The organism is Flavobacterium cauense R2A-7 (genome assembly GCF_000498475.1).
In the GTDB taxonomy this organism is placed as follows: Bacteria; Bacteroidota; Bacteroidia; order Flavobacteriales; family Flavobacteriaceae; genus Flavobacterium; species Flavobacterium cauense.
The window spans coordinates 104,408-124,746 of sequence record NZ_AVBI01000019.1; the positions used below are offsets into that span (position 1 = coordinate 104,408).

Here is a 20,339-nt window from a genome sequence, read left to right on the forward strand (position 1 = left end):
CAACTTAGTTATTATGCTATTTTGCAATTAATATAAAAAGATATGTCAGCAAATTTAATTGTACCTACAATGGCCGAAATGATGGCACAGGGAAAACAACCGGATGTGTTATTTTGGGTTGGTTGTTCAGGTAGTTTTGATGATAGAGCAAAAAAAATCACGAAAGCATTCGTAAAACTTTTAAATCACGCCAATGTTTCGTTTGCGGTTTTAGGTACCGAAGAAAGTTGTACCGGAGATCCTGCTAAACGTGCCGGAAATGAGTTTTTATTTCAAATGCAGGCCATGACAAATATTGAAGTGATGAACGCATACGAAATTAAAAAAATCGTTACGGCTTGTCCGCATTGCTTCAATACCATCAAAAATGAATACCCGGAATTGGGTGGGAAATATGAAGTGGTTCATCATACCGAATTCCTGAAATCCTTATTGGATGAGGGTAAGTTAACAATTGAAGGAGGTCAGTATAAAGGCAAAAAAATCACCTTCCACGATCCTTGCTACTTGGGACGTGCTAACAATGTTTATGAAGCACCCCGTGATTTAATAACGAAATTGGATGCCGAATTAGTGGAAATGAAACGTTCCAAGAAAAACGGATTGTGTTGTGGTGCAGGTGGCGCTCAGATGTTTAAAGAACCTGAAAAAGGAAACAAAGACATAAATGTTGAACGAACTGAAGATGCTTTGGAAACGCAACCGGATATTATAGCAGCGGGTTGTCCTTTCTGCAACACCATGCTAACGGACGGAATAAAATTCAAGGAAAAAGAAGGTTCCGTTAAGGTTATGGATGTTGCCGAACTAATTGCCAACGCACAAGACTTATAAGATTTTTTAAATCAGAAAGAAGAAAGCCTGTAATTCATTTACAGGCTTTTTTATTAATTTTTTTGTCGATATTATTTGTTTTTTTGTCGATTCTGATGTTTTTTATCAAATTTTATGACTTTTAAACGGATTATTTTAATTGTTTATTGTTGAAAAAGTAATTTGGCTATACAATTAAAAACAAGGGGTCATGAAAAAAAATTACGCACTTAAAACAGTATGTGTGGCTACATTACTGTTTTTCCAAATGGGGTATGCCCAAGTTGGAATTGGTACTACAAATCCGTTATCAACTTTGCATGTTCAGGGTACAATGAGGATTACGGATACAAATAACACTACAACAACTACCAAATTAACAGGCACTTGTGATTCGGGGATTGTTTCAGATGTAAAAGTAGGAAGAAATTTGTCGCTAGTTAATAACGAATTGAGTGCTGCAGACGGCGATAATTCGATTTATAAAGTAGCTGCCGTTAAAATGCTCACACCAGTTTCAAACTTTACTTTTGATAATTTGGATTTACAGTTAAACGGGGTTAATGCCGGAGTGGTTGTGTTCAGATTATACGGTTCAACTCAAAATTTCTCCATTAAAGGGATAACGGGAGGTACCAACGGTCGACACATTATTTTATATAATTCTTCTGCGGTTAATATGAAAATGGACCATATGCTATCGTCAATAGCACCAAATAATATTGATACGATTGGGGCTTCAACATCTACTTCCGGAATCGGTACGGTGGAATTAGTTTATGACGGTTCCGCTTCAAAATGGATTGTTATTGCTATTAGGGATTAAAAAATAAGGGGTTAGTTATATTGTGGCAAAAAACCATTACATTTTTAAATGTGATGGTTTTTTTCGTTTATGCTAAAATATTTTTAAGATTTACGTTATCTGAATCTAAAAGGTTATTTTTGTGAATTATATTATAAAAATATGTACGTAGAATTTGATACACTCCCCGAAGAATCCAGAATTTGGATTTACCAGTCCAACAGAAAATTTTCTGATGAAGAATTAGCCGAGATAGAAACCTCAATGAAAAATTTTATTGAAGAATGGTCGGCTCACGGTGCCGGACTTCACGCTTCATTTGTTACAAAATACAACCGATTCATAATTTTAGCCATTGATCAGACTTTGCAACCGGCATCGGGCTGTTCAATTGATGCTTCTGTGTCTTTTATCCAAAGTCTGGAGAAAAAATACGAAGTGGATTTGCTGGATAAAATGAATGTTACCTTCAAACTGGGAGAACACATTGCTTATAAAACACTTATTGACTTCAAAAAAATGGCGAAAGAGAAAGCCGTTTCCGAAAATACCGTTGTTTTCAATAATTTAGTGAATACGATTGGAGAATGGCAGGATTTTTGGGAGGTTCCAGCTAAGGAAAGTTGGCACAACCGATTTTTCTAAAATTTGAATTCAACTAATCCGAATTTGATAATTTCCAAGTATTTTTAAATGAGATATTTCCTTTTTACAATTTTATTTATAAGCCAGTTTGCTTTTGCCCAAAATGAAAAGTTTTTCATCAACCATTCTTTGGAAAGAGAGAAAATTTGGGTAGACAGTATTTACAATCAGCTTACTTTTGAAGAAAAAGTAGGACAGCTTTTTATGGTAGCAGCCTACTCAAATAAGGATGCCGAACATGTAAAATCGATTGAAAAATTGGTTGAGGAGTATAAAATTGGAGGCGTTATCTTTTTTCAGGGCGGACCGGTTCGACAAGCCAAATTAACCAATAAATATCAAGCCAAATCCAAAATACCTTTATTTGTGGGTATTGATGCCGAATGGGGTTTGAGCATGCGCTTGGATTCTACCTACCGTTACCCATGGAATATGACTTTGGGCGCCGTGCAGGATATGAAACTCATTGAAAAAATGGGAAAACAAATGGCGAAGCAAACCAAAAGAATGGGACTTCAGTTCAATTTTGCGCCGGTTTTGGATATCAATACCAATCCAACGAATCCTATTATCGGGAACCGTTCTTTCGGTGAAGATAAAGGCAATGTTACCGAAAGAGCGTTGGCTTTAATGAAAGGAATTCAAAGTGAAGGCGTTTTTGCCACCGGAAAGCATTTTCCCGGGCATGGCGATACGTCAACAGATTCCCATCATACATTGCCATTCGTGAATTTTTCGAAAGAACGTTTGAATGAGGTGGAATTTTATCCCTATAAAAAACTATTTCATGAAGGTTTGGCCAGCGTAATGGTGGCGCATTTAAATGTGCCGAGTGTCGAACCGAGAGAAGGGTATCCAACATCGATTTCGTATAATGTGGTGACCAATATTCTGCAAAAAGAATTGGGTTTTGAAGGGTTGATTTTTACCGATGCCCTGAATATGAAGGGTGCCAGTAATTTCAAACAACCCGGAGATATTGACTTGGAAGCTTTTTTAGCCGGAAACGATATTTTGCTTTTTGCCGAAAATGTTCCGGTTGCCGTTGAAAAATTCTGTCAGGCTTACAACGATACTTTGTTTACCGATGCCCGTTTGGAGCATTCGGTTAAAAAGATTTTACGCTATAAATTCAAAGCCGGATTGGCAAATTACAAGCCAATCGATTTAAATAATTTATACGAAGATCTGAATGCTCCGGAATATGAAGATCTGAACTATCAGTTGTATGAAAGTGCGGTTACGGTTTTGAAAAAAGAAGAAGATCATTTTCCGATAAAAGACATTCAAAATGAAAAAATCGCATATGTGAAATTGGGCGACGACAAGAATCAGACTTTTTTAAACACATTACGAACTTATGCGCCTGTAACTGAAATTGATTTGGACAGCATTCATCTGATGTTGGAAAAACTAAAAAGCTACTCCAAAGTTATTGTTGGTTTTCATAAAGCCGATGGTGCCTGGAAAAAACACAATTTCGAAACCAAGGAATTGGTGCTTTTAGATTCGATTTCCCGACATAACAATGTGGTTTTAAGTGTTTTTGCCAAACCATACACTTTATTGCCAATTCAGTATTTCGGAAACATTAAAAACGTGGTTTTGGCTTATCAAAACAACGATATTGCACAAACGGTTGCCGGTGAAATCATTTTCGGAAGTGTTGCTGCTAAAGGGAAAATTCCGGTTTCCATTAATAAGTTTTTCAAAGTGGATGATGGATTAAAAACAGTTAAAATCAACAATATCTTATCCTTTTCAACACCACAGAGTGCTGGGATGAACCCGAAGATTTTAGCTAAAATTGATGCACTGGCCCAAAAAGCCATCGATGGAAAAATGACACCCGGAATGCAGATTCTCGTGGCGCGCAAAGGAAAAGTGTTTTATCAGAAATCGTTCGGATATCATGAATACAATAAAGATACTAAGGTTACCAATCAGGATGTATACGATGTAGCTTCCTTAACCAAAATTCTGTCTACATTACCAAATTTAATGCAACTTTACGATAAGCATAAAATTAAAATGGATACGAAGTTGGGAGATATGTTACCGATTTTTGAAAATACCGACAAAAAAGATATTCATTTAAAAGAATTGTTGGCACATCAGGCAGGGTTGCAGGCTTGGATTCCGTTTTATCAGTCGACTTTAGACAGCACGAAACATCCTTCTAAAAAATATTACAGAAAAACGTATTCGGCTGAATTCCCATTGCAGGTTTCAGAAAATCTGTTCCTCAGAAAAGATTACAATGATACGATTATGAAACGTATTGCCGACAGTAAACTGCTTCCAAAAAAACAATACAAATACAGCGATTTTACATTCATAATTCTTAAAGAATATTTGGAAAAAACATTGCACCGACCGTTGGATTTTATCAGTTATAATAATTTCTATAAGCCTATGGGAATGAGTACGATGACCTACAATCCGTTGCGAAAAATGGATATGAGTGTTATTCCGCCAACTGAAAAAGACAATTATTTCCGATATACTAAAGTTCAGGGTTACGTTCATGATATGGCAGCCGCGATGCAGGATGGAGTAGGCGGTCATGCCGGTTTGTTTTCCAATGCGATGGATGTTGCCAAAATGATGCAGATGTACCTTCAAAAAGGACATTATGGAGATAAAGAATATTTTACGGATAAAACCTTCGAATTGTTTAATACTTGTGCTTATTGCAATGTTGGAAACCGTCGCGGCATGGGCTTTGACAAACCACAATTGAGCGGAGAAGGACCAACGTGTGGTTGTGCTTCCATGACAAGTTTCGGTCATACCGGATTTACGGGAACCATTGCTTGGGCTGATCCTCAGGAAGATTTGGTGTATGTGTTTTTATCCAACAGAACTTTCCCGGATGCAACCGTTAATAAGTTATCTAAAGAAAATATAAGAGAAGATATTCAGAAAGTAATTTATGAAGCCATAATGAAATAATTCATTATTTTAGGATAAAAAGATATGCAGTCAACAGTAAAAACACCTCAGGAATATATTGCGTCATTACCGGAAGACCGAAAATCGGCAATGGAAAAATTACGTAAAATAACATCAGCTAATTTACCGGCCGGATTTCAGGAAACTATGGGATATGGAATGTTGTGCTACGTCGTGCCACATTCCACTTATCCGAATGGCTATCATTGTGATCCCAAGTTGCCTTTGCCTTTTTTGAGCATCGCTTCACAGAAAAACTTTATTGCGGTGTATCATATGGGAATGTATATGGACAAAAAACTGTTGGATTGGTTTACAGCAGAATACCCTAAACATGTGAAAACGAAATTGGATATGGGAAAGAGCTGTATTCGTTTCAAAAAGATGGATCAGATTCCGTATGAATTGCTGGCAGAGTTGTTCCAAAAAATGACAGTTGAGGAGTGGATTTCCAATTATGAGTCCGTTTTAAATTCGAATTCCAAACAACGTTAATATTATCTAAAAGTAAGGGTTTGCCTTACTTTTTTGCTTTAAATTAGTGACCACCTAAAACGAAAAAATGAAGATTGCAATTGTATGTTACCCAACCTTTGGAGGTAGTGGTGTTGTGGCGACTGAATTAGGATTAGAGCTTGCCCGAAGAGGCCATGAAGTTCATTTTATAACCTATAGTCAGCCGGTTCGATTGGCACTTTTAAATCCGAATATTCATTATCACGAAGTACACGTTCCCGAATATCCGCTGTTCCATTATCAGCCTTATGAATTAGCCTTGTCCAGTAAATTGGTCGATATGGTTAAGCTTCATAAAATTGAAGTTTTACACGTGCATTATGCAATTCCACATGCTTACGCGGGCTATATGGCTAAGCAGATGCTTAAAAGTGAAGGCATCAAAATCCCGATGATTACGACGCTTCATGGAACAGATATCACTTTAGTAGGTAATCATCCTTTTTATAAACCGGCGGTGAGTTTCAGTATCAATAAATCTGATTATGTTACTTCGGTTTCACAAAGTCTGAAAGATGAAACCTATCGTTTGTTCGATATTAAAAAGGAAATCGAAGTGATTCCGAATTTTATTGAAATCGATAAGAATAAGATTGATGAAAATTCCAGTTGTCATCGTTCGCTGATGGCAACACAGGATCAAAAAATCATCACACACATCAGTAATTTCAGAAAAGTGAAACGCATTCCGGATGTGATTAAGATATTTAATGAAATCCAGAAACAGATTCCGTCCAAATTAATGATGGTAGGCGAAGGGCCTGAACGTGAAATTGCCGAAAGAATGTGTACGGATTTGCAAATTAATGATAAAGTGATTTTCTTCGGAAACAGTAATGAGATTGATAAAATTTTAAACTATTCCGATTTGTTTTTATTGCCTTCGGAAACCGAGAGTTTCGGATTGGCCGCTTTAGAAGCTATGGCTTGCGGAGTTCCGGTTATTTCAAGTAATTCGGGCGGACTTCCGGAAGTAAATAAACAAGGGTATTCCGGTTATTTAAGCGACGTGGGTGATGTTGACGATATGGCCAAAAATGCAATATCTATTTTGTCTGACAACACTGAATTGCTGAAATTTAAGAAAAACGCACTTGCATTAGCGGCAGAATTCGATATTTTAAAAATCATGCCGTTATATGAAAACCTCTACAAACGTGCCATAGAAAAGTTTAAATAAAAAAAGTCCCGATCAAATCGGGACTTTTTTTATTAGAATTTATATCTGACACTCAAACCGAAATCGGGTCCGAAACTGTCGTCTCTCAAGTGGTTATAATCTGAACTGATGTAAATTTCCGGGCGGAAGTCTAATGAAATCTGAAGCGGAATATCAAAGTTGTATTCGATACCAATATCACCAGTGGCAATAAGGAAAGCGCCATTATCACTGGCATAATAATAATTTCCGTTACCATTGTTGTATTTATAAACATCACCTCTCCAGGTTCCTACACCTACACCTGGACCTGCATACCATTTGAAACCATTATCGATGTTCCATACCCATTGATAAATACCGATTAATTTGGCCGCATCATAATGTTTGGTATCTCTCCAGCCTAAATCAAATTCGAGACGGTTTTTTTGAGAAAGCCATCTTTGGTAGGAAACTTCACCTCCAAAGCCATCATTATCTCCTAAACGTAAACCAATCGCGTTTTTCTTGTCTTGTGCCTGAGCGCTGAATGCTAATCCGATTAGCACAACAGCTGATAAAATTAATTTCCTCATATTTTGATTTTTATTTTAACAAAGTTAAACTTATATATTCTAAAGTTTTATTTGAGTTTTAAAAACTTTAACATTTTGCAATATGAAAGAAACGCTGTTTTTTCGGATTAATTGTATGTGTCTAAAAATTCTTCCTGCGTCTGTGTATCCGATGCAGGAACTCCGAATTGGTCCGCAATTGTTTGATTTATGGTATAAGATGTAACTGTATTTGTATATACAACACCAATGTTATTGGCAATATACTGCGTAGAGGCAAGAATTTGTTGGTTGGATAAAATAGTGATCGTCACCGGAAACCCACCAATATCCTGAACCGTCGTTATGGAAGCATTCAAAAGAATTTTTGCGGTTTTTACATTAGTATAGGCATCACCATTTGGAGAGGTGTAATTTGGAATACTTTCTCCTCCTTTTGATTTTAAGGTGTAATTTATGGTAAGCGGGTAACCTTGTACGGTTTGTTGGATTGTCCCGGTTTTAGTCGATAAAACCTCGTCTAAAGTTGCATTTTTTTTGAAGATAATAAAATCAACAAGTGAAACGTCGAGATTTATTGGTAATTGTTGTCCTGAAGCAAGCGACAAATCTCCAGTAAGCAGTAATTTATCGTCTAATTCTCTTACGCCATTGTTTCGCAAAGAAGAAGAATAAAATCCTGTAGCGATATTATTTTTCACTTCGAATCTTTTATAAGTGATTCCGCTGATAAGTGAATCTCCGGAAATATACAATGAATCCCTTGTTGTTCCTGCTTGTCCTGAAACATCATAAGTCCAGTATTTTCCATTGGTTAAGGGGATTGTGAAATTAGTTCCCTGATTTGTATTGTCTCCTCCACTGGAATCATCGGAAGAACAGGAAATTAAAAAAACACTGAAAACAGCAGTTAGTAGGTAGAATTTTTTCTTCATTTTTTTTAATGGTTAATTAGCTCCGCTAATATACTAAAAATGAAATTATCTTTATTTTTTTGTTAAAATATTTGATATCATTAACTGTTCACATAGTTTTTCTTCAAATTCGAAGTATTCTTTTTCGTCGTCAATCAAAACGCGTTTTTCATATTGATAGAGTTTCCATCTTTTTTTGTTGTATTCCAATGCTGTTAAATTTTCAATCCAGTCTCCCGAATTCATATAGGTTGTAACTCCTTTTTTGTTTTTTCGTTCTTCAATTTTTGGTTCGTGAATGTGTCCGCAAACCACAAAGTCGTATTGATTGTCTATGGCCAAATCGGCAGTAGTTGTTTCAAAATCAGAAATAAATTTTACGGCTTTTTTCACGCTGGCTTTAACTTTTTTGGAAAGCGAGTAGGGTTCTTTTCCTACTTTTACAAGACACCAATTGATAAAACGGTTTAATAAGATGAGATAATCGTACCCGATACCGCCCAGTTTTGCAATCCATTTAGCATGATGCACCGAATTGTCGAAAATGTCTCCATGAAAAAACCAGGCTTTTTTACCGTCCAGTTCCAAAACCAATTTGTCAAGGATTTCGAAATTTCCCATTTTGGTATCACTGAATTTACGAAGCATCTCATCATGATTTCCGGTCAAGTAATATACCTTCGTTCCTTTGGAGGTAAAATCCAAAATCTTTTTAATAATTTTTAAATGTGATTTGGGAAAATAAGATTTTCTGAATTGCCAAATATCAATAATATCACCATTAAGAATCAGAATTTTAGGTTTAATGGTTTTTAAGTAATCCAATAATTCAACAGCATGACAGCCGTATGTTCCGAGATGAACATCAGAAAGGACAACAATTTCTACCGCTCTTTTTTTCGAGTACATGATTTTATTTCAAAATAACGGGTCGATTGTGAATTGAATGTTATTTGTAAATTAAATAACACACTTATTAATAGAAGAAAAACGAAATTGATTTTAAAAGCCTCCTGAAAAAAACTTATTTTTGTTAAAAACAATACATAATGGCTGGAAATACCTTTGGCAGACTTTTTAAAGTAATGACTTTCGGAGAATCGCACGGTGAAGCACTTGGCGGAATTATAGACGGTTGTCCTCCGGGAATTGATTTGGATTTTGATGCAATCCGCAATGAAATGCAACGACGAAAACCGGGTCAATCTGCTATTGTAACTCAAAGAAAAGAGGAAGATGAAGTACAGTTTCTTTCAGGTATTTTTGAAGGTAAAACAACCGGTACACCAATAGGTTTTGTAATTCCGAATACCAATCAGAAATCAGATGATTATTCCGATATAAAAGACACCTATCGTCCCAGTCATGCGGATTATGTTTATGAAAAAAAATACGGAATAAGGGATTATCGAGGCGGTGGCAGAAGTTCTGCCCGTGAGACCGCCAGCAGAGTAGTAGCCGGAGCCATTGCCAAACAGGTAATTCCAGATATTAAAATTAATGCCTTTGTGTCTTCGGTAGGTGAAATATTTATTGATAAACCTTATCAGGATTTGGATTTTTCATTAACGGAAAGTAATCCTGTACGTTGTCCTGATGCTGCTTCGGCTGCCAAAATGGAAGAATATATCAGGCAAATTCGTAAAGAAGGCGATACGGTTGGAGGAACGATTACCTGTGTAATTCAAAATGTTCCCATTGGACTGGGAGAACCGGTTTTTGATAAACTTCATGCCGAATTAGGCAAGGCAATGCTTTCTATTAATGCCGTTAAAGGATTTGAATACGGCAGCGGATTTTGTGGTGCTAAAATGAAAGGAAGTGACCACAATGATTTGTATAATCCGGACGGAACTACAAAGTCGAATCTTTCCGGTGGTATACAAGGCGGTATCTCAAACGGAATGGACATTTACTTCAGAGTGGCTTTTAAACCGGTTGCGACATTAATACAAAAGCAGGAGGTTCTTGATAATCTAGGAAATATAGTTGAGTTGCAAGGTAAAGGAAGACACGATCCTTGCGTGGTTCCGAGAGCTGTTCCGATTGTTGAGGCTATGGCAGCTTTAGTTATTGCAGATTTTTATTTATTATTAAATAACGTTAAAAAATAGAGAATACTAAATTTTTTTTCTAAATTTATAAGGTAATTACTAAAAATTAAATTTATGAAAAAAATTTTACTCTTATCTGCATTGTTCGTTTCAACTTTGGGTTTTTCCCAAATAACCGTTTTTGAAGACAGTTTTGATACTTACAATGATTTTTTAATTACTGGTTACGGACAATGGCAAAGTTTGGATCTTGACTTGCTAAATACTTACACCGGTGGAACAGATACCCCAACATGGGCTAATGCTGGAGCTCCTCAAGCTTTTCAGATTTTTAATCCGACAACTGCTTTGGTTTCCAATGGTACGGGTGACTGTAATACTACTGAAAATATTAATTTTACTCCCAGAACCGGTGCTAAATTTGCCGCTTGTTGGGCAGGAGTACCTTCATCAAACGGTCAGACTGCCACAGCAAATAATGACTGGATGATAAGTCCTCCTATCAGTTTGGTTGGAGCAACTGGAACACAATTAAGTGTTTGGTACAAAGCACTATCCGATTGTTACGGAACTGAACGTTTCAGTATCGGAGTTTATGTGGGAAGCGGTACACCAACCCAAACTTCAGATTTTACCATTATTTCAACATTACCTTATATTCAGGCTTCAAGTTATACTACTTGGACAGAACGTATACAATCATTGAATGCTTATAACGGGCAAACAATCAGAATTGGTATTCGTTGTGTTTCACCTGACCGATATATGTTAATGATTGATGATTTTAAAGTAACTGCAACAACGTTATCAACGGATGATTTTGTTAGTTCTAAATTTTCAGTTTATCCAAATCCAGCAAATAATATTGTAAATGTTTCCAACACCGGAAATATTCAAATTAATAAAGTTGCTATTATGGATATCAATGGAAGAACTGTTAAGTCATTGAATTTTAATGGAGTTACCGAAACTCAGGTTAATGTTTCAGAACTAAACGCAGGTGTTTATTTTATGAGTATTGATACTAATGAGGGTGTTGCTACCAAAAAAATCGTTAAAAGTTAATTCGATTCGTTATAATGATATCAAAAAAGCCCTGAAATTTCAGGGCTTTTTTATTCTAAAAATTTAGCTTTTAATTCCGGAGTAGGCATCATACAGCTTTCTTTTTTTCCATACCACTTGTAGCGGTTTCGGGCAACAAAATCATAAACCGAATTTTTCATCCAATTTGGAAAAACTGAAAAAACACCTAATAAAAAATATATCCCGCCAATGTTTTTTGCAATTTCAATCGCAGCTTCTGCTTTAATATGATAGGCTTTCCCCGGTTCATATAAAATAATACTGTCTGTTTTTGAAGTGTCAATTCCGATGTAATTTACTATTTCTTTCCCCGTTTGCGATTGTAAGGCTGCAAAACGAAAAACATCATTTTTATCTTTTCTGATAAGTTCCTGAACGGTCGCATCACAAAGATTGCAAACTCCGTCAAACAAGATTATTTTTTTATTTTCAGGTAAATTCATGTTATTTCATTCTTTCTACTAATTCCAAACTGTCCAACGCTACTTTTGAAGTAAAAATGCCATAATTCACCGTTGCTTTGTTCTTTTCAATGGCATCGATGCTTCCCACAGCTTTTCCGTCAATCATCCTCACACGATCGCCTACTTTTAAAGGAATTTTAGGTTTATTGGCTTCTTCTTTCTGCGCTTTAACTTTTTTCTCTTTCTTTTCCTTGCGGATTTCTTCTACTTTTTCTTTGACTTCTTCAATAATTTGTTTTTCAACAACTTCTTTTGTTTTTTTCTCTTTAGCGGTGACTTTCTTTCGCTTCGAATTTTCGATTTCCACCATTTTTAAGAATTCGCCAATCAGGTCTTTTTTATTCTTGTTGTTGAAATACTTTTCAGAAATATCATCCACTTTTTGCCCCATGTAAATCAATCGTTGGTTGGCATCATACAATTCCTGATAACTCTCCAGTTTCTGTTGGATTTTAGTGTTGATACTTTCCATTTTTTTACTTTCTTCACGTGCTCTGATTTCTTCTTCTTTCAGATTTTGCGATGTTTTTTCCATTTTGGAACGCTCTTTCTGAAGATTCGCAATCGTTTTGTCAAAACGCACTTTATCGCCTTCAATTTTCTTTTTGGCGCGGTTAATTAACCCAAACGGAATACCGTTTTTCTGTGCAACTTCAAACGTAAACGAACTTCCGGCCTGACCTAAATTCAGTTTGTACATAGGTTCAAGCGATTTTTCATCGAAAAGCATGTTGGCATTAATGGCACAAGGCAATTCGTTAGCCAATATTTTCAGATTGGTATAATGAGTGGTGATGATTCCGAAAGCTTCCCGTTCATAGAATTCCTCCAGAAAAACCTCTGCAAGAGCGCCACCCAATTCGGGATCAGAACCGGTACCGAATTCATCAATCAGGAACAATGTTTTTGAATTGCATTTTTTCAAAAAGTAGTTCATGTTTTTTAATCGGTAACTATAAGTACTTAAGTGATTTTCAATAGATTGATTGTCTCCGATATCCGTCAGAATCCTGTCGAACAAAAACGTTTCGCTTCGTTCGTGTACCGGAATCAGCATACCGCTTTGAAGCATTAATTGCAATAAACCTATAGTTTTCAACGTGATACTTTTTCCGCCGGCATTCGGACCGGAAATGACAATAATCCGACTGTCGTTCTTAAGTTCTATGGTTTGCGGATAAGTAGTTTGATTCTTCGCCTTATTGCTTAAAAGCAGAATTGGGTGAAAGGCATCACGGAAAAATAATCGTTTTTCTTCTGTAATGTGCGGTAAAATTCCGTTTATTTTATTGGCATAACGCGCTTTTCCGGTAATCACGTCAATATCACTTAAAAATTCCTGATATTGTTTCAGAAGTTCCAGATATGGACGAATTACATTGGTCAATTGTTTTAATATCCGGATGATTTCTTCTTTTTCTTCATATTCCAGATTGCCCAGCTCTCGGGAATAACGCATGGTAGCTTCCGGTTCGATATAGGTGATGCTACCTGTTTTGGAATTTCCAAGAATAGTTCCTTTCACTTTTCGGCGGTACATGGCCAATACGGCCAAAACACGACGATTGTCTACGATGGTTTCACGAATATCATCCAGATACCCCAAACTGTTGTAGCTCGATAAAGCCATACCGAAGCTTTGATTGATTTTTCCGCGAACCAGATTCATGCTTTTTCGGATGTCGACCAGTGCCGGTGAAGCATTGTCTTTAATTTCACCATATTTGTCAACAACTTCATCAATTTTTTGAATGATGAATTTTGTCAATTCAACTTCCGATGCTTTTGCGCTTAGTTTCGGATAATAATCTTCAAATTTTTTAAGAAAAACCAATAAATTATTTGTGGTTTCCGACAGCGTTGCAATTTTTCGGAAACTACCCACTTCCAGAAAACTATCTTCTATAGCCAGAAATTTCAGTTCGTTGGTAATTTCGTCGAAATAATGGTTCGGAATTGCGTTGTTGTTGGAATAGGAAGAAACATATTCCGATGTTTGCTGCAAAGCATCCATCAGGGTTTCTTTATTGCTGAAAGGCTTTATTTCCATAGCTTTTTGCTTCCCGATTTCGGTATTACAAAGCGTGGCAATGGTTTCTAAAACCGTAGTAAATTCTAAATCCTGTAATGTTTTGGTAGTGATTGAAATCATTTTAAAGTATCAAAGCATCAAAGTTACAAAGTAGTGAAGAATCAAAGTGTTTATATTTGTAAAAAATTAGCAAATGTTTACTGAAAACACACATCCTTCATGGCAACCTTTTTTTAAAGCCGAATCTGAGAAAGACTATTTTCCTAAACTGATTGATGCTGTGGATGAAGAATATCGGAACGGAATCTGCTATCCTCCAAAGGAATTGATTTTTAATGCTTTTAAACATTGTGGATTAGACGCTGTAAAGGTTGTTATAATTGGGCAAGATCCTTATCATGGCGAAGGGGAGGCCAACGGTTTGTGTTTTTCAGTGAATGATGGTGTAGCAATTCCGCCATCGTTAAAAAATATTTTTACCGAAATCAATACTGAATTTGACCGTGTGTTTTTTCCAACCTCAGGAAATTTAGAACGTTGGGCCGATCAAGGTATATTGCTCTTGAACGCAGGATTAACGGTTCGTAAAGACATGGCTAACAGTCACAAGCATTTAAAATGGAATCTGTTTACGGATGCCGTGATTCAAAAAATATCTGAAGAAAAAAAGAATGTGGTTTTTTTACTTTGGGGTGGGTTTGCATTGAAAAAAGGTGCTAAAATCGACAGGAACAAACATTTGGTCTTGGAATCCGGACATCCTTCGCCGTTGAGTGCTAACCGTGGTTTCTGGTTTGGGAACAATCATTTTATAAAAACCAACGATTTTCTGAAAGAAAAAGGGAGTCCGGAAATTATTTGGTAATAAAAAACAGTCAAAAAAAGTTGTCATTCCAAGGAAGGAGGAATCGTAAAAAATAAATTTAAAATTAATAGGATTCCTCCTTAGTTGGAATGACAAAAGACATTTTTATATAAAAACTTTTGGATATTAATTAACCGTAAAATAATAATATCCCTGAGTATCTAAATTATTTGCATTCGTCGTAATTCTTACCGCGGTTTTATTGGTAGGATTTCTTGAAATCAAATCTGTTGATTGGATTCCGGTATAACTTTCACCAAAACTCAAGCGGTATTCCCCTGCGGAAGTCAGAGGTATGCTTTTATCACATTTGTAAGTCATCGTACCGGATTGATAAATCGCATCGGCAACGCTGTACTCGTCTTCATTTAACAGTACGGAAGTCCATACATCCGGAGCGGTTTCTTTTTCAAGACGGTAAGCAAACCCGAAGGAGTTGGCCTCGCTGGTTTTGTAAATGTCTAAAAGAGTAGTCATTCCGTCTTCTTGCTGGTATCTCGAAAAATCGGTATGAAACGATAGATTATCGCCCACAGTATAACTGGCTGGGGTGTCTATCGTAATTAAATCCGGAACCGTGATGTACACAGCATTGTAAAATTCATCATCTGTTTTGCATGAAACTAAGGTCAATATTCCTAAAACAGCTAGTATGTATAGTTTTATATTTTTCATTGTTTATGTTTTTAAAATCGATATCCGAAATTAGCCCCAACACGCTGTACGTATTTCGGACTGATGTCTGTGTTTATAATGTTTCTGCCCACACCAACGAACAATTCAATTCCGAATTTTTCCTTAATGTATAGTTTGTACCCTAAAGCACCACCGATGGCTAAATCCGTATAATTCTTTTCAACGGCTGTCCAATAAGCGGTTCCTCCTTCTTCCAATCGTTGTAATTCTTTGTATTTTCCACCATTAACGGATAAAAAACCTTCGATAAAATAATAGCTTACGGCACTTTTGGATAACGAATAGCGAACGAAGGGATTGGCTTCATATTGCGGAAGTGTTTTATTAAAGCCGTTTTCAAAATCGTCTTCTTTTTTGTTGCTTTTGGTTATACTTGCGCTTAATCCCACAGAAAAATCCTTGTTTAAAAAACGTTCATAACTTACATGAAATCGGGATCGTGCAATTAAAGTAAGCACATCGATTTTAATTTCGTTTTTTTTAAGTGTAATCGGACTTACTGTTTCCACCGCTGTGGAATCCTGAGCATGAGTAAACTGGAAAAAAAGTACTGTCGCTAAAAAAGCTAGTTTTTTCATAAATGTTTTTTATTAATGATGGTAAATATAGTAAAAGGTTGCTTAATTGAAGGTAAGCGCTCCCAGAATTTCTTCACTCATAAAAGGGCCGCCGGGATATTTGGCTGTATAATCCAGATTCAGCCAGATTTGCCCGCGTTCATCAATATGGTAATGGACTTCTTTGCCACGGCTTTCTTCTTTAAAAAGCACTTCTTTGATAAGGTAGTTGATGTTTTCCAGATCCGATTTATTACCAATTAACATTTCGGGATACAAATGTCCTCCGGTGTGAATGATACGCGGAGTGCCACCGACTGCTCTTACAAGTGCCGACATCAAAATGGCATGATCATCACAATCACCCGAAAAATGCTGTAACGATTCACTGGCGTAGGCAATGTATTCTTTTCCTTTTGGGTCGTTTACGTAATTCCAACGGTTTCGTACTTCAGTAAAAACGGCGAAACACTGAATGATCTGACGGTATTCTCGAAAACCTTTTACGTTTGTAAAATGCTTTGTGGTAGCCATTAAGGCAAAATTTCGGACTTTAGGATTGTCAAAATTTACGGCATCGATAATTTTTCCCTTGTTAGGAAAAGGAAGTAATTTTGAAATGATAATGTCTTGAGGATTAGGGTCGTCTGCCATAGTGTAAACCATCGAGCGGTAGTCTTCAAACACGGCATTGAATCCGTATTTTCCAAAAAGGGTTCCCCATACGAGAGCAATCAGGTATAGAAAAATGCAAATGATGATTACGGTTTTTAACAGCCTTAATATCAATTGAATAACAATAAGTATGATTAGAAATAAAAGAACCCGGTCTAAATGCAGCCACCATTCCGGATTGATTAAATTTTGATGCGCGATGATAAAAACAGGAATGGCGATTAAAATATTCAACAGAAAAATAACAACAGTATCCCAAGGCTTTGGTAATGAAAGCTTGTCTCGAACTATTTTGAGTTTTGGAGGGATTTCTGGAATCATTACTGTGTTTCCTGCTGCTTTTTTATTTTATTACCGTTTCGTAATCTGCTTTTTTAGCAATCAAATTTAATTCAAATAATTGGTTTTGTACTTTATCGAAGGTTAGTTTGTCTAATTTCTTTTGCGACCAGCGCGTGAGTTTTAACCATTCCTGTATATCTTCTAGTTTTTGGTTGTATTTAGATGCTAATGTCCTGTCAATACTCGGGATATATTTAAACTCAGTTGTGGTATTGTTAATGATTTCCAAAATCTGTTCCACAATGTGTTTGTTGTTTTTCAGGAATTCGTTGCGAACTGCTATTACGAAACACGGCCACGGAGTAGGGCAGTCGGCAATTCTTCTGAAAGTTCCGTTGTCTACCAATGGTTTTGTCATAAAACGTTCCCACATGAAATAATCGGCAGTTCCGTTTGACAAGGCATCTACTGCGCCATCTATGGTATTTACGATTTCAAATTGCAGATTTTGTGTATTCCAATTTTGGTTTTTGGCATTCACAATCGCCATTAAATGCGAACCGGAACCGATACGACTAATTGCGACTTTTTTGTTTTCCAGATCCGATAATTGTTGATAATCCGATCTAGCATCCACGTGAATTCCCCAAATTAAAGGCGATTGCACGTAAACCTGAACAATTGACGATTCGTTTCCGCCCGCGATATCTTTTATGATTCCTTCGGTTAGAATTACCGCCATATCGGTTTCGCCTTCACGAAGCAGTTGACACATTTTTCCGGTGCCTTCCGGAACGTCGGTCCATTGTAAATCAATGTCTACTTCGTCAAACTCGCCGTTTTCGATACACAAGTGCCATGGGAGATTGAAATGTTCGGGAACGCCTGCTATTCTTACTGTTTTCATATTATTAATAATAATCTTTTTTATTTATTTCAAACCAAACACATTCATCCTCTTCATGAAAGAAAGTGCCTGTGTTTTTCATGCCAATTTTTTCTAAAATCCTTTTTGAACCTTCGTTTCCAACCATCGCGTGGGCATAAACGTTTTCGAGATGCATAACGTTGAAAGCATAATCCAGACAGGCTTTTGCAGCTTCATAACCATAGCCTTTTTGCCAGAAACTCTTGATGAAACGATAGCCTAAATCGTAAAAATTTTGGTGTCCGTTAATTTCTTCTTTTACAAGTTTTAGACCAGCCCAACCGATGAATTCGTGATTTTCTTTTAATAAAACCGCCCATCGCCCGATACCGTTTTCCTGATACTGAAGTCGGACGAAATCAATAACATTTTGAGCCTCTTCAATGGTTTTGATCGGATTTTTGCCCAAGAATTCATGCACATCCATATCAGAATCTAAATGAAAAATTCCTTCTTTATCGGAAGGAAGTAATTCACGTAATAGTAAACGTTCGGTTTCTATGATGATTTTCATAATTTGTTGTTTTCCATTTCAAGCCAATAACACGGAATATCGTTCCATAAAAATTCAGACGTTATTTGCATTCCTAATTTTTCAAGAATTCGTTTTGACGCGGCATTTTCTTTGTTTACGGAAGCATACATTTTTTGAATTTTCATTTCGGTAAAACCATACTCCAGCCAGGCTTTTGCGGCTTCACTGCCATAACCTTTTCCCCAATGCGGTTCCTGTAATCTGTAACCGATTTCATAAACGTTAACATGGTTGTTTTCGGGTTCTGTCAGTAATTTTATGCCAGCCCAACCGATAAATTCATTAGTATCTTTCAATACAACGGCAAATCTTCCCGTACCGTTTTGGATGTACTGATTTTGAATATTTTCTATATAACCCTTGGCCTCATCGATTGATTTTATGGGATTGTTTCCCAAATAGGTGTGTACGTTTGGATTACTGTCCAATATAAACATTCCTTCAGCATCGGAAGGAATAATCGGTCTTAAAATCAGGCGTTCGGTTTCAATTTTAATATTCACTTAAATGGCTTTTAGATTTGAAATAATAATTCGGAATCCATCCGGATCGAGAATCGTTTTACCGTTTTCATTCCAATATGGATTTGATGAAGCAATTGTTGAAATATTTCGCCTTATTAAATTATTAATCAATTTATTATAATCTGAAATAGTTTCCGGATATAAAACAATGTTATCATCTTCATCAGAAAAGTGATGGGCTTTTTTATCCGATTTTGTGAATTCGAAATGCCAGTCCAAACTCGGTTTGCCAATGAAAATTCCGTCGTAATTATCGTGATTTTCAAAACTTCCGAGTAACTCAAAACCTAAAACATCACTATAGAATGTTTTGATTTTCTCCAAGTCATCTGTATGTCTGGCAACCCTTAATTTCATTTAGTTCGCTAATTTATTCAAAACATATACAATCAGTTCGTCTACCGCTTTGTACGGATCTTCGCTAAAGGTTCCGTTCGCCCGGTTGGCAATAATAGCATTCATGGATAATGTTTCGTGACCAAGAAGTTTGCCCAAACCGTAAATCGCTCCGGTTTCCATTTCCAGATTGGTCATGCGGGTGCCTTTGTAATTGAAACTGTCCATTTTTGCATTCAAATCACTATCCTGAATTGCCAAGCGTAATACACGTCCTTGTGGTCCGTAAAAACCTCCGGCAGTTCCTGTAAATCCTTTGTTTATGGAATCACTTCCGATAAGGTTCATTAATTTTTCACTTCCTTTTACCACATAAGGTCTTCCTTTTTTCATGTCCCAATTGGTGTGGCTGATAAAAGCGTCTTCAATTTCCGAATCGGTAATCGAATCGATGACGTAGGAGCGAAGCATGTTGTCCAATCCTAATCCGTATTCCGACATTACAATACTGTCCACCGGAATATCAGCCTGTAACGAACCGGAAGTTCCGATGCGGATAATGTTTAACGAAGTCAGCTCTTTTTTAGGCTGGCGTGTTACCAAATCAATGTTAACCAACGCATCCAATTCGTTCATAACAATATCAATGTTGTCCGGCCCGATTCCGGTAGACATTACCGTTAAACGTTTGCCTTTATAAGTTCCGGTTTGCGTTTTGAATTCGCGTTTTTGGGTGGAAAATTCGATGTTGTCAAAGAATTGTGTGATTTTCTCCACACGGTTTTGATCGCCAACAAAAATGATGTCGTGTGCAATATGTTCCGGTTTCAGGTTTAAGTGATAAACACTTCCGTCCGGGTTTAATATTAATTCTGATGATTTTATATTTGCCATAATTTTTTTGAGTTACTTAGTTTCTGAGTTACTTAGTCGTGTGTTTATTA

22 protein-coding genes are annotated in these 20,339 nt (G+C 36.5%); 9 read left to right on the forward strand and 13 right to left on the reverse strand.

Annotation, left to right across the window (positions count from 1 at the left end):
• Window positions 1-42 precede the first annotated feature (42 nt).
• The 6 genes from FCR2A7T_RS10475 (at window position 43) to bshA (ending at window position 6,914) form a co-directional block, all read left to right on the forward strand.
• Window positions 43-834, forward strand: a complete 792-nt coding sequence (locus FCR2A7T_RS10475) for a (Fe-S)-binding protein (protein ID WP_023571261.1) — start codon at window positions 43-45, stop codon at window positions 832-834.
• Window positions 835-1,024: 190 nt separating this feature from the next.
• Window positions 1,025-1,639: a hypothetical protein gene (locus tag FCR2A7T_RS10480; RefSeq protein WP_023571262.1), complete on the forward strand. Its 615-nt coding sequence runs from the start codon at window positions 1,025-1,027 to the stop codon at window positions 1,637-1,639.
• A 141-nt stretch (window positions 1,640-1,780) separates the two neighbouring features.
• A complete protein-coding gene (locus FCR2A7T_RS10485) occupies window positions 1,781-2,263 on the forward strand; it encodes a hypothetical protein (RefSeq protein ID WP_023571263.1) in 483 nt (160 codons plus the stop codon).
• 48 nt (window positions 2,264-2,311) lie between these two features.
• On the forward strand, window positions 2,312-5,218 hold the full coding sequence (locus tag FCR2A7T_RS10490; protein ID WP_023571264.1) for a glycoside hydrolase family 3 N-terminal domain-containing protein: 2,907 nt from the start codon (window positions 2,312-2,314) through the stop codon (window positions 5,216-5,218).
• 24 nt (window positions 5,219-5,242) lie between these two features.
• Window positions 5,243-5,713 (forward strand): DUF1801 domain-containing protein, encoded by a 471-nt coding sequence (locus FCR2A7T_RS10495; RefSeq protein ID WP_023571265.1) that lies wholly within the window; start codon window positions 5,243-5,245, stop codon window positions 5,711-5,713.
• A 67-nt stretch (window positions 5,714-5,780) separates the two neighbouring features.
• Window positions 5,781-6,914, forward strand: coding sequence for an N-acetyl-alpha-D-glucosaminyl L-malate synthase BshA (gene bshA / locus FCR2A7T_RS10500; RefSeq protein ID WP_023571266.1), 1,134 nt, complete (start codon window positions 5,781-5,783; stop codon window positions 6,912-6,914).
• A gap of 32 nt (window positions 6,915-6,946) precedes the next feature.
• On the opposite strand, the gene FCR2A7T_RS10505 is transcribed toward bshA, so the two are convergent.
• From FCR2A7T_RS10505 to FCR2A7T_RS10515, 3 genes are all read right to left on the reverse strand, one after another.
• On the reverse strand, window positions 6,947-7,468 hold the full coding sequence (locus FCR2A7T_RS10505; protein WP_023571267.1) for a hypothetical protein: 522 nt from the start codon (window positions 7,466-7,468) through the stop codon (window positions 6,947-6,949).
• A 107-nt stretch (window positions 7,469-7,575) separates the two neighbouring features.
• Window positions 7,576-8,382, reverse strand: a complete 807-nt coding sequence (locus FCR2A7T_RS10510; protein ID WP_023571268.1) for a hypothetical protein — start codon at window positions 8,380-8,382, stop codon at window positions 7,576-7,578.
• 51 nt (window positions 8,383-8,433) lie between these two features.
• Window positions 8,434-9,270 carry a UDP-2,3-diacylglucosamine diphosphatase gene (locus tag FCR2A7T_RS10515; protein ID WP_023571269.1) on the reverse strand — a complete coding sequence of 279 codons (837 nt, stop codon included), beginning with the start codon at window positions 9,268-9,270 and terminating at the stop codon, window positions 8,434-8,436.
• A gap of 140 nt (window positions 9,271-9,410) precedes the next feature.
• On the opposite strand from FCR2A7T_RS10515, the gene aroC reads away from it, so the two are divergent.
• Both aroC and FCR2A7T_RS10525 read left to right on the forward strand, forming a co-directional pair.
• Window positions 9,411-10,475 carry a chorismate synthase gene (gene aroC, locus FCR2A7T_RS10520; protein ID WP_023571270.1) on the forward strand — a complete coding sequence of 355 codons (1,065 nt, stop codon included), beginning with the start codon at window positions 9,411-9,413 and terminating at the stop codon, window positions 10,473-10,475.
• Between the two features lie 54 nt (window positions 10,476-10,529).
• Window positions 10,530-11,480, forward strand: a complete 951-nt coding sequence (locus tag FCR2A7T_RS10525; RefSeq protein WP_023571271.1) for a T9SS-dependent choice-of-anchor J family protein — start codon at window positions 10,530-10,532, stop codon at window positions 11,478-11,480.
• A gap of 50 nt (window positions 11,481-11,530) precedes the next feature.
• Here FCR2A7T_RS10525 and FCR2A7T_RS10530 read toward each other — a convergent pair whose 3' ends face one another.
• Window positions 11,531-11,944: a thiol-disulfide oxidoreductase DCC family protein gene (locus FCR2A7T_RS10530; protein WP_023571272.1), complete on the reverse strand. Its 414-nt coding sequence runs from the start codon at window positions 11,942-11,944 to the stop codon at window positions 11,531-11,533.
• A gap of 1 nt (window position 11,945) precedes the next feature.
• Window positions 11,946-14,117 carry an endonuclease MutS2 gene (locus FCR2A7T_RS10535; RefSeq protein ID WP_023571273.1) on the reverse strand — a complete coding sequence of 724 codons (2,172 nt, stop codon included), beginning with the start codon at window positions 14,115-14,117 and terminating at the stop codon, window positions 11,946-11,948.
• A gap of 73 nt (window positions 14,118-14,190) precedes the next feature.
• On the opposite strand from FCR2A7T_RS10535, the gene ung reads away from it, so the two are divergent.
• A complete protein-coding gene (ung, locus tag FCR2A7T_RS10540; protein ID WP_023571274.1) occupies window positions 14,191-14,862 on the forward strand; it encodes a uracil-DNA glycosylase in 672 nt (223 codons plus the stop codon).
• Window positions 14,863-14,988: 126 nt separating this feature from the next.
• Here the strand turns inward: ung and FCR2A7T_RS10545 are convergent, their stop codons facing one another.
• From FCR2A7T_RS10545 to FCR2A7T_RS10580, 8 genes are read right to left on the reverse strand one after another with little or no spacing between them, the layout of a single operon-like run.
• Entirely contained in the window at window positions 14,989-15,537 is a 549-nt protein-coding gene (locus FCR2A7T_RS10545) for a hypothetical protein (RefSeq protein ID WP_023571275.1), read from the reverse strand.
• Window positions 15,538-15,548: 11 nt separating this feature from the next.
• Window positions 15,549-16,136, reverse strand: a complete 588-nt coding sequence (locus FCR2A7T_RS10550) for a DUF3575 domain-containing protein (RefSeq protein ID WP_023571276.1) — start codon at window positions 16,134-16,136, stop codon at window positions 15,549-15,551.
• 42 nt (window positions 16,137-16,178) lie between these two features.
• Window positions 16,179-17,111: a transglutaminase domain-containing protein gene (locus FCR2A7T_RS10555; RefSeq protein ID WP_023571277.1), complete on the reverse strand. Its 933-nt coding sequence runs from the start codon at window positions 17,109-17,111 to the stop codon at window positions 16,179-16,181.
• A 22-nt stretch (window positions 17,112-17,133) separates the two neighbouring features.
• Window positions 17,134-17,979: a substrate-binding domain-containing protein gene (locus FCR2A7T_RS10560; protein WP_023571278.1), complete on the reverse strand. Its 846-nt coding sequence runs from the start codon at window positions 17,977-17,979 to the stop codon at window positions 17,134-17,136.
• A gap of 4 nt (window positions 17,980-17,983) precedes the next feature.
• Complete coding sequence (locus FCR2A7T_RS10565) at window positions 17,984-18,514, reverse strand: GNAT family N-acetyltransferase (RefSeq protein ID WP_035118248.1); 531 nt, start codon at window positions 18,512-18,514, stop codon at window positions 17,984-17,986.
• Window positions 18,511-19,038: a GNAT family N-acetyltransferase gene (locus FCR2A7T_RS10570; protein WP_023571280.1), complete on the reverse strand. Its 528-nt coding sequence runs from the start codon at window positions 19,036-19,038 to the stop codon at window positions 18,511-18,513. The genes FCR2A7T_RS10565 and FCR2A7T_RS10570 overlap by 4 nt, the downstream gene beginning before the upstream one ends.
• Window positions 19,039-19,416 carry a VOC family protein gene (locus FCR2A7T_RS10575; protein ID WP_023571281.1) on the reverse strand — a complete coding sequence of 126 codons (378 nt, stop codon included), beginning with the start codon at window positions 19,414-19,416 and terminating at the stop codon, window positions 19,039-19,041. It lies immediately after the preceding gene.
• Window positions 19,417-20,289 carry a nucleoside phosphorylase gene (locus FCR2A7T_RS10580; protein ID WP_023571282.1) on the reverse strand — a complete coding sequence of 291 codons (873 nt, stop codon included), beginning with the start codon at window positions 20,287-20,289 and terminating at the stop codon, window positions 19,417-19,419.
• Between the last annotated feature and the right edge of the window lie 50 nt (window positions 20,290-20,339).

Coding starts and splice junctions, on each gene's coding strand:
- FCR2A7T_RS10580 (WP_023571282.1), bottom strand. CDS start 20,289: ATGGCAAATATAAAATCATCAGAATTAATATTAAACCCGGACGGAAGT.
- FCR2A7T_RS10515 (WP_023571269.1), bottom strand. CDS start 9,270: ATGTACTCGAAAAAAAGAGCGGTAGAAATTGTTGTCCTTTCTGATGTT.
- bshA (WP_023571266.1), top strand. CDS start 5,781: ATGAAGATTGCAATTGTATGTTACCCAACCTTTGGAGGTAGTGGTGTT.
- ung (WP_023571274.1), top strand. CDS start 14,191: ATGTTTACTGAAAACACACATCCTTCATGGCAACCTTTTTTTAAAGCC.
- FCR2A7T_RS10480 (WP_023571262.1), top strand. CDS start 1,025: ATGAAAAAAAATTACGCACTTAAAACAGTATGTGTGGCTACATTACTG.
- FCR2A7T_RS10510 (WP_023571268.1), bottom strand. CDS start 8,382: ATGAAGAAAAAATTCTACCTACTAACTGCTGTTTTCAGTGTTTTTTTA.
- FCR2A7T_RS10535 (WP_023571273.1), bottom strand. CDS start 14,117: ATGATTTCAATCACTACCAAAACATTACAGGATTTAGAATTTACTACG.
- FCR2A7T_RS10545 (WP_023571275.1), bottom strand. CDS start 15,537: ATGAAAAATATAAAACTATACATACTAGCTGTTTTAGGAATATTGACC.
- FCR2A7T_RS10550 (WP_023571276.1), bottom strand. CDS start 16,136: ATGAAAAAACTAGCTTTTTTAGCGACAGTACTTTTTTTCCAGTTTACT.
- FCR2A7T_RS10575 (WP_023571281.1), bottom strand. CDS start 19,416: ATGAAATTAAGGGTTGCCAGACATACAGATGACTTGGAGAAAATCAAA.
- FCR2A7T_RS10505 (WP_023571267.1), bottom strand. CDS start 7,468: ATGAGGAAATTAATTTTATCAGCTGTTGTGCTAATCGGATTAGCATTC.
- FCR2A7T_RS10490 (WP_023571264.1), top strand. CDS start 2,312: ATGAGATATTTCCTTTTTACAATTTTATTTATAAGCCAGTTTGCTTTT.
- FCR2A7T_RS10525 (WP_023571271.1), top strand. CDS start 10,530: ATGAAAAAAATTTTACTCTTATCTGCATTGTTCGTTTCAACTTTGGGT.
- FCR2A7T_RS10555 (WP_023571277.1), bottom strand. CDS start 17,111: ATGATTCCAGAAATCCCTCCAAAACTCAAAATAGTTCGAGACAAGCTT.
- FCR2A7T_RS10475 (WP_023571261.1), top strand. CDS start 43: ATGTCAGCAAATTTAATTGTACCTACAATGGCCGAAATGATGGCACAG.
- FCR2A7T_RS10565 (WP_035118248.1), bottom strand. CDS start 18,514: ATGAAAATCATCATAGAAACCGAACGTTTACTATTACGTGAATTACTT.
- FCR2A7T_RS10495 (WP_023571265.1), top strand. CDS start 5,243: ATGCAGTCAACAGTAAAAACACCTCAGGAATATATTGCGTCATTACCG.
- FCR2A7T_RS10560 (WP_023571278.1), bottom strand. CDS start 17,979: ATGAAAACAGTAAGAATAGCAGGCGTTCCCGAACATTTCAATCTCCCA.
- FCR2A7T_RS10530 (WP_023571272.1), bottom strand. CDS start 11,944: ATGAATTTACCTGAAAATAAAAAAATAATCTTGTTTGACGGAGTTTGC.
- FCR2A7T_RS10485 (WP_023571263.1), top strand. CDS start 1,781: ATGTACGTAGAATTTGATACACTCCCCGAAGAATCCAGAATTTGGATT.
- aroC (WP_023571270.1), top strand. CDS start 9,411: ATGGCTGGAAATACCTTTGGCAGACTTTTTAAAGTAATGACTTTCGGA.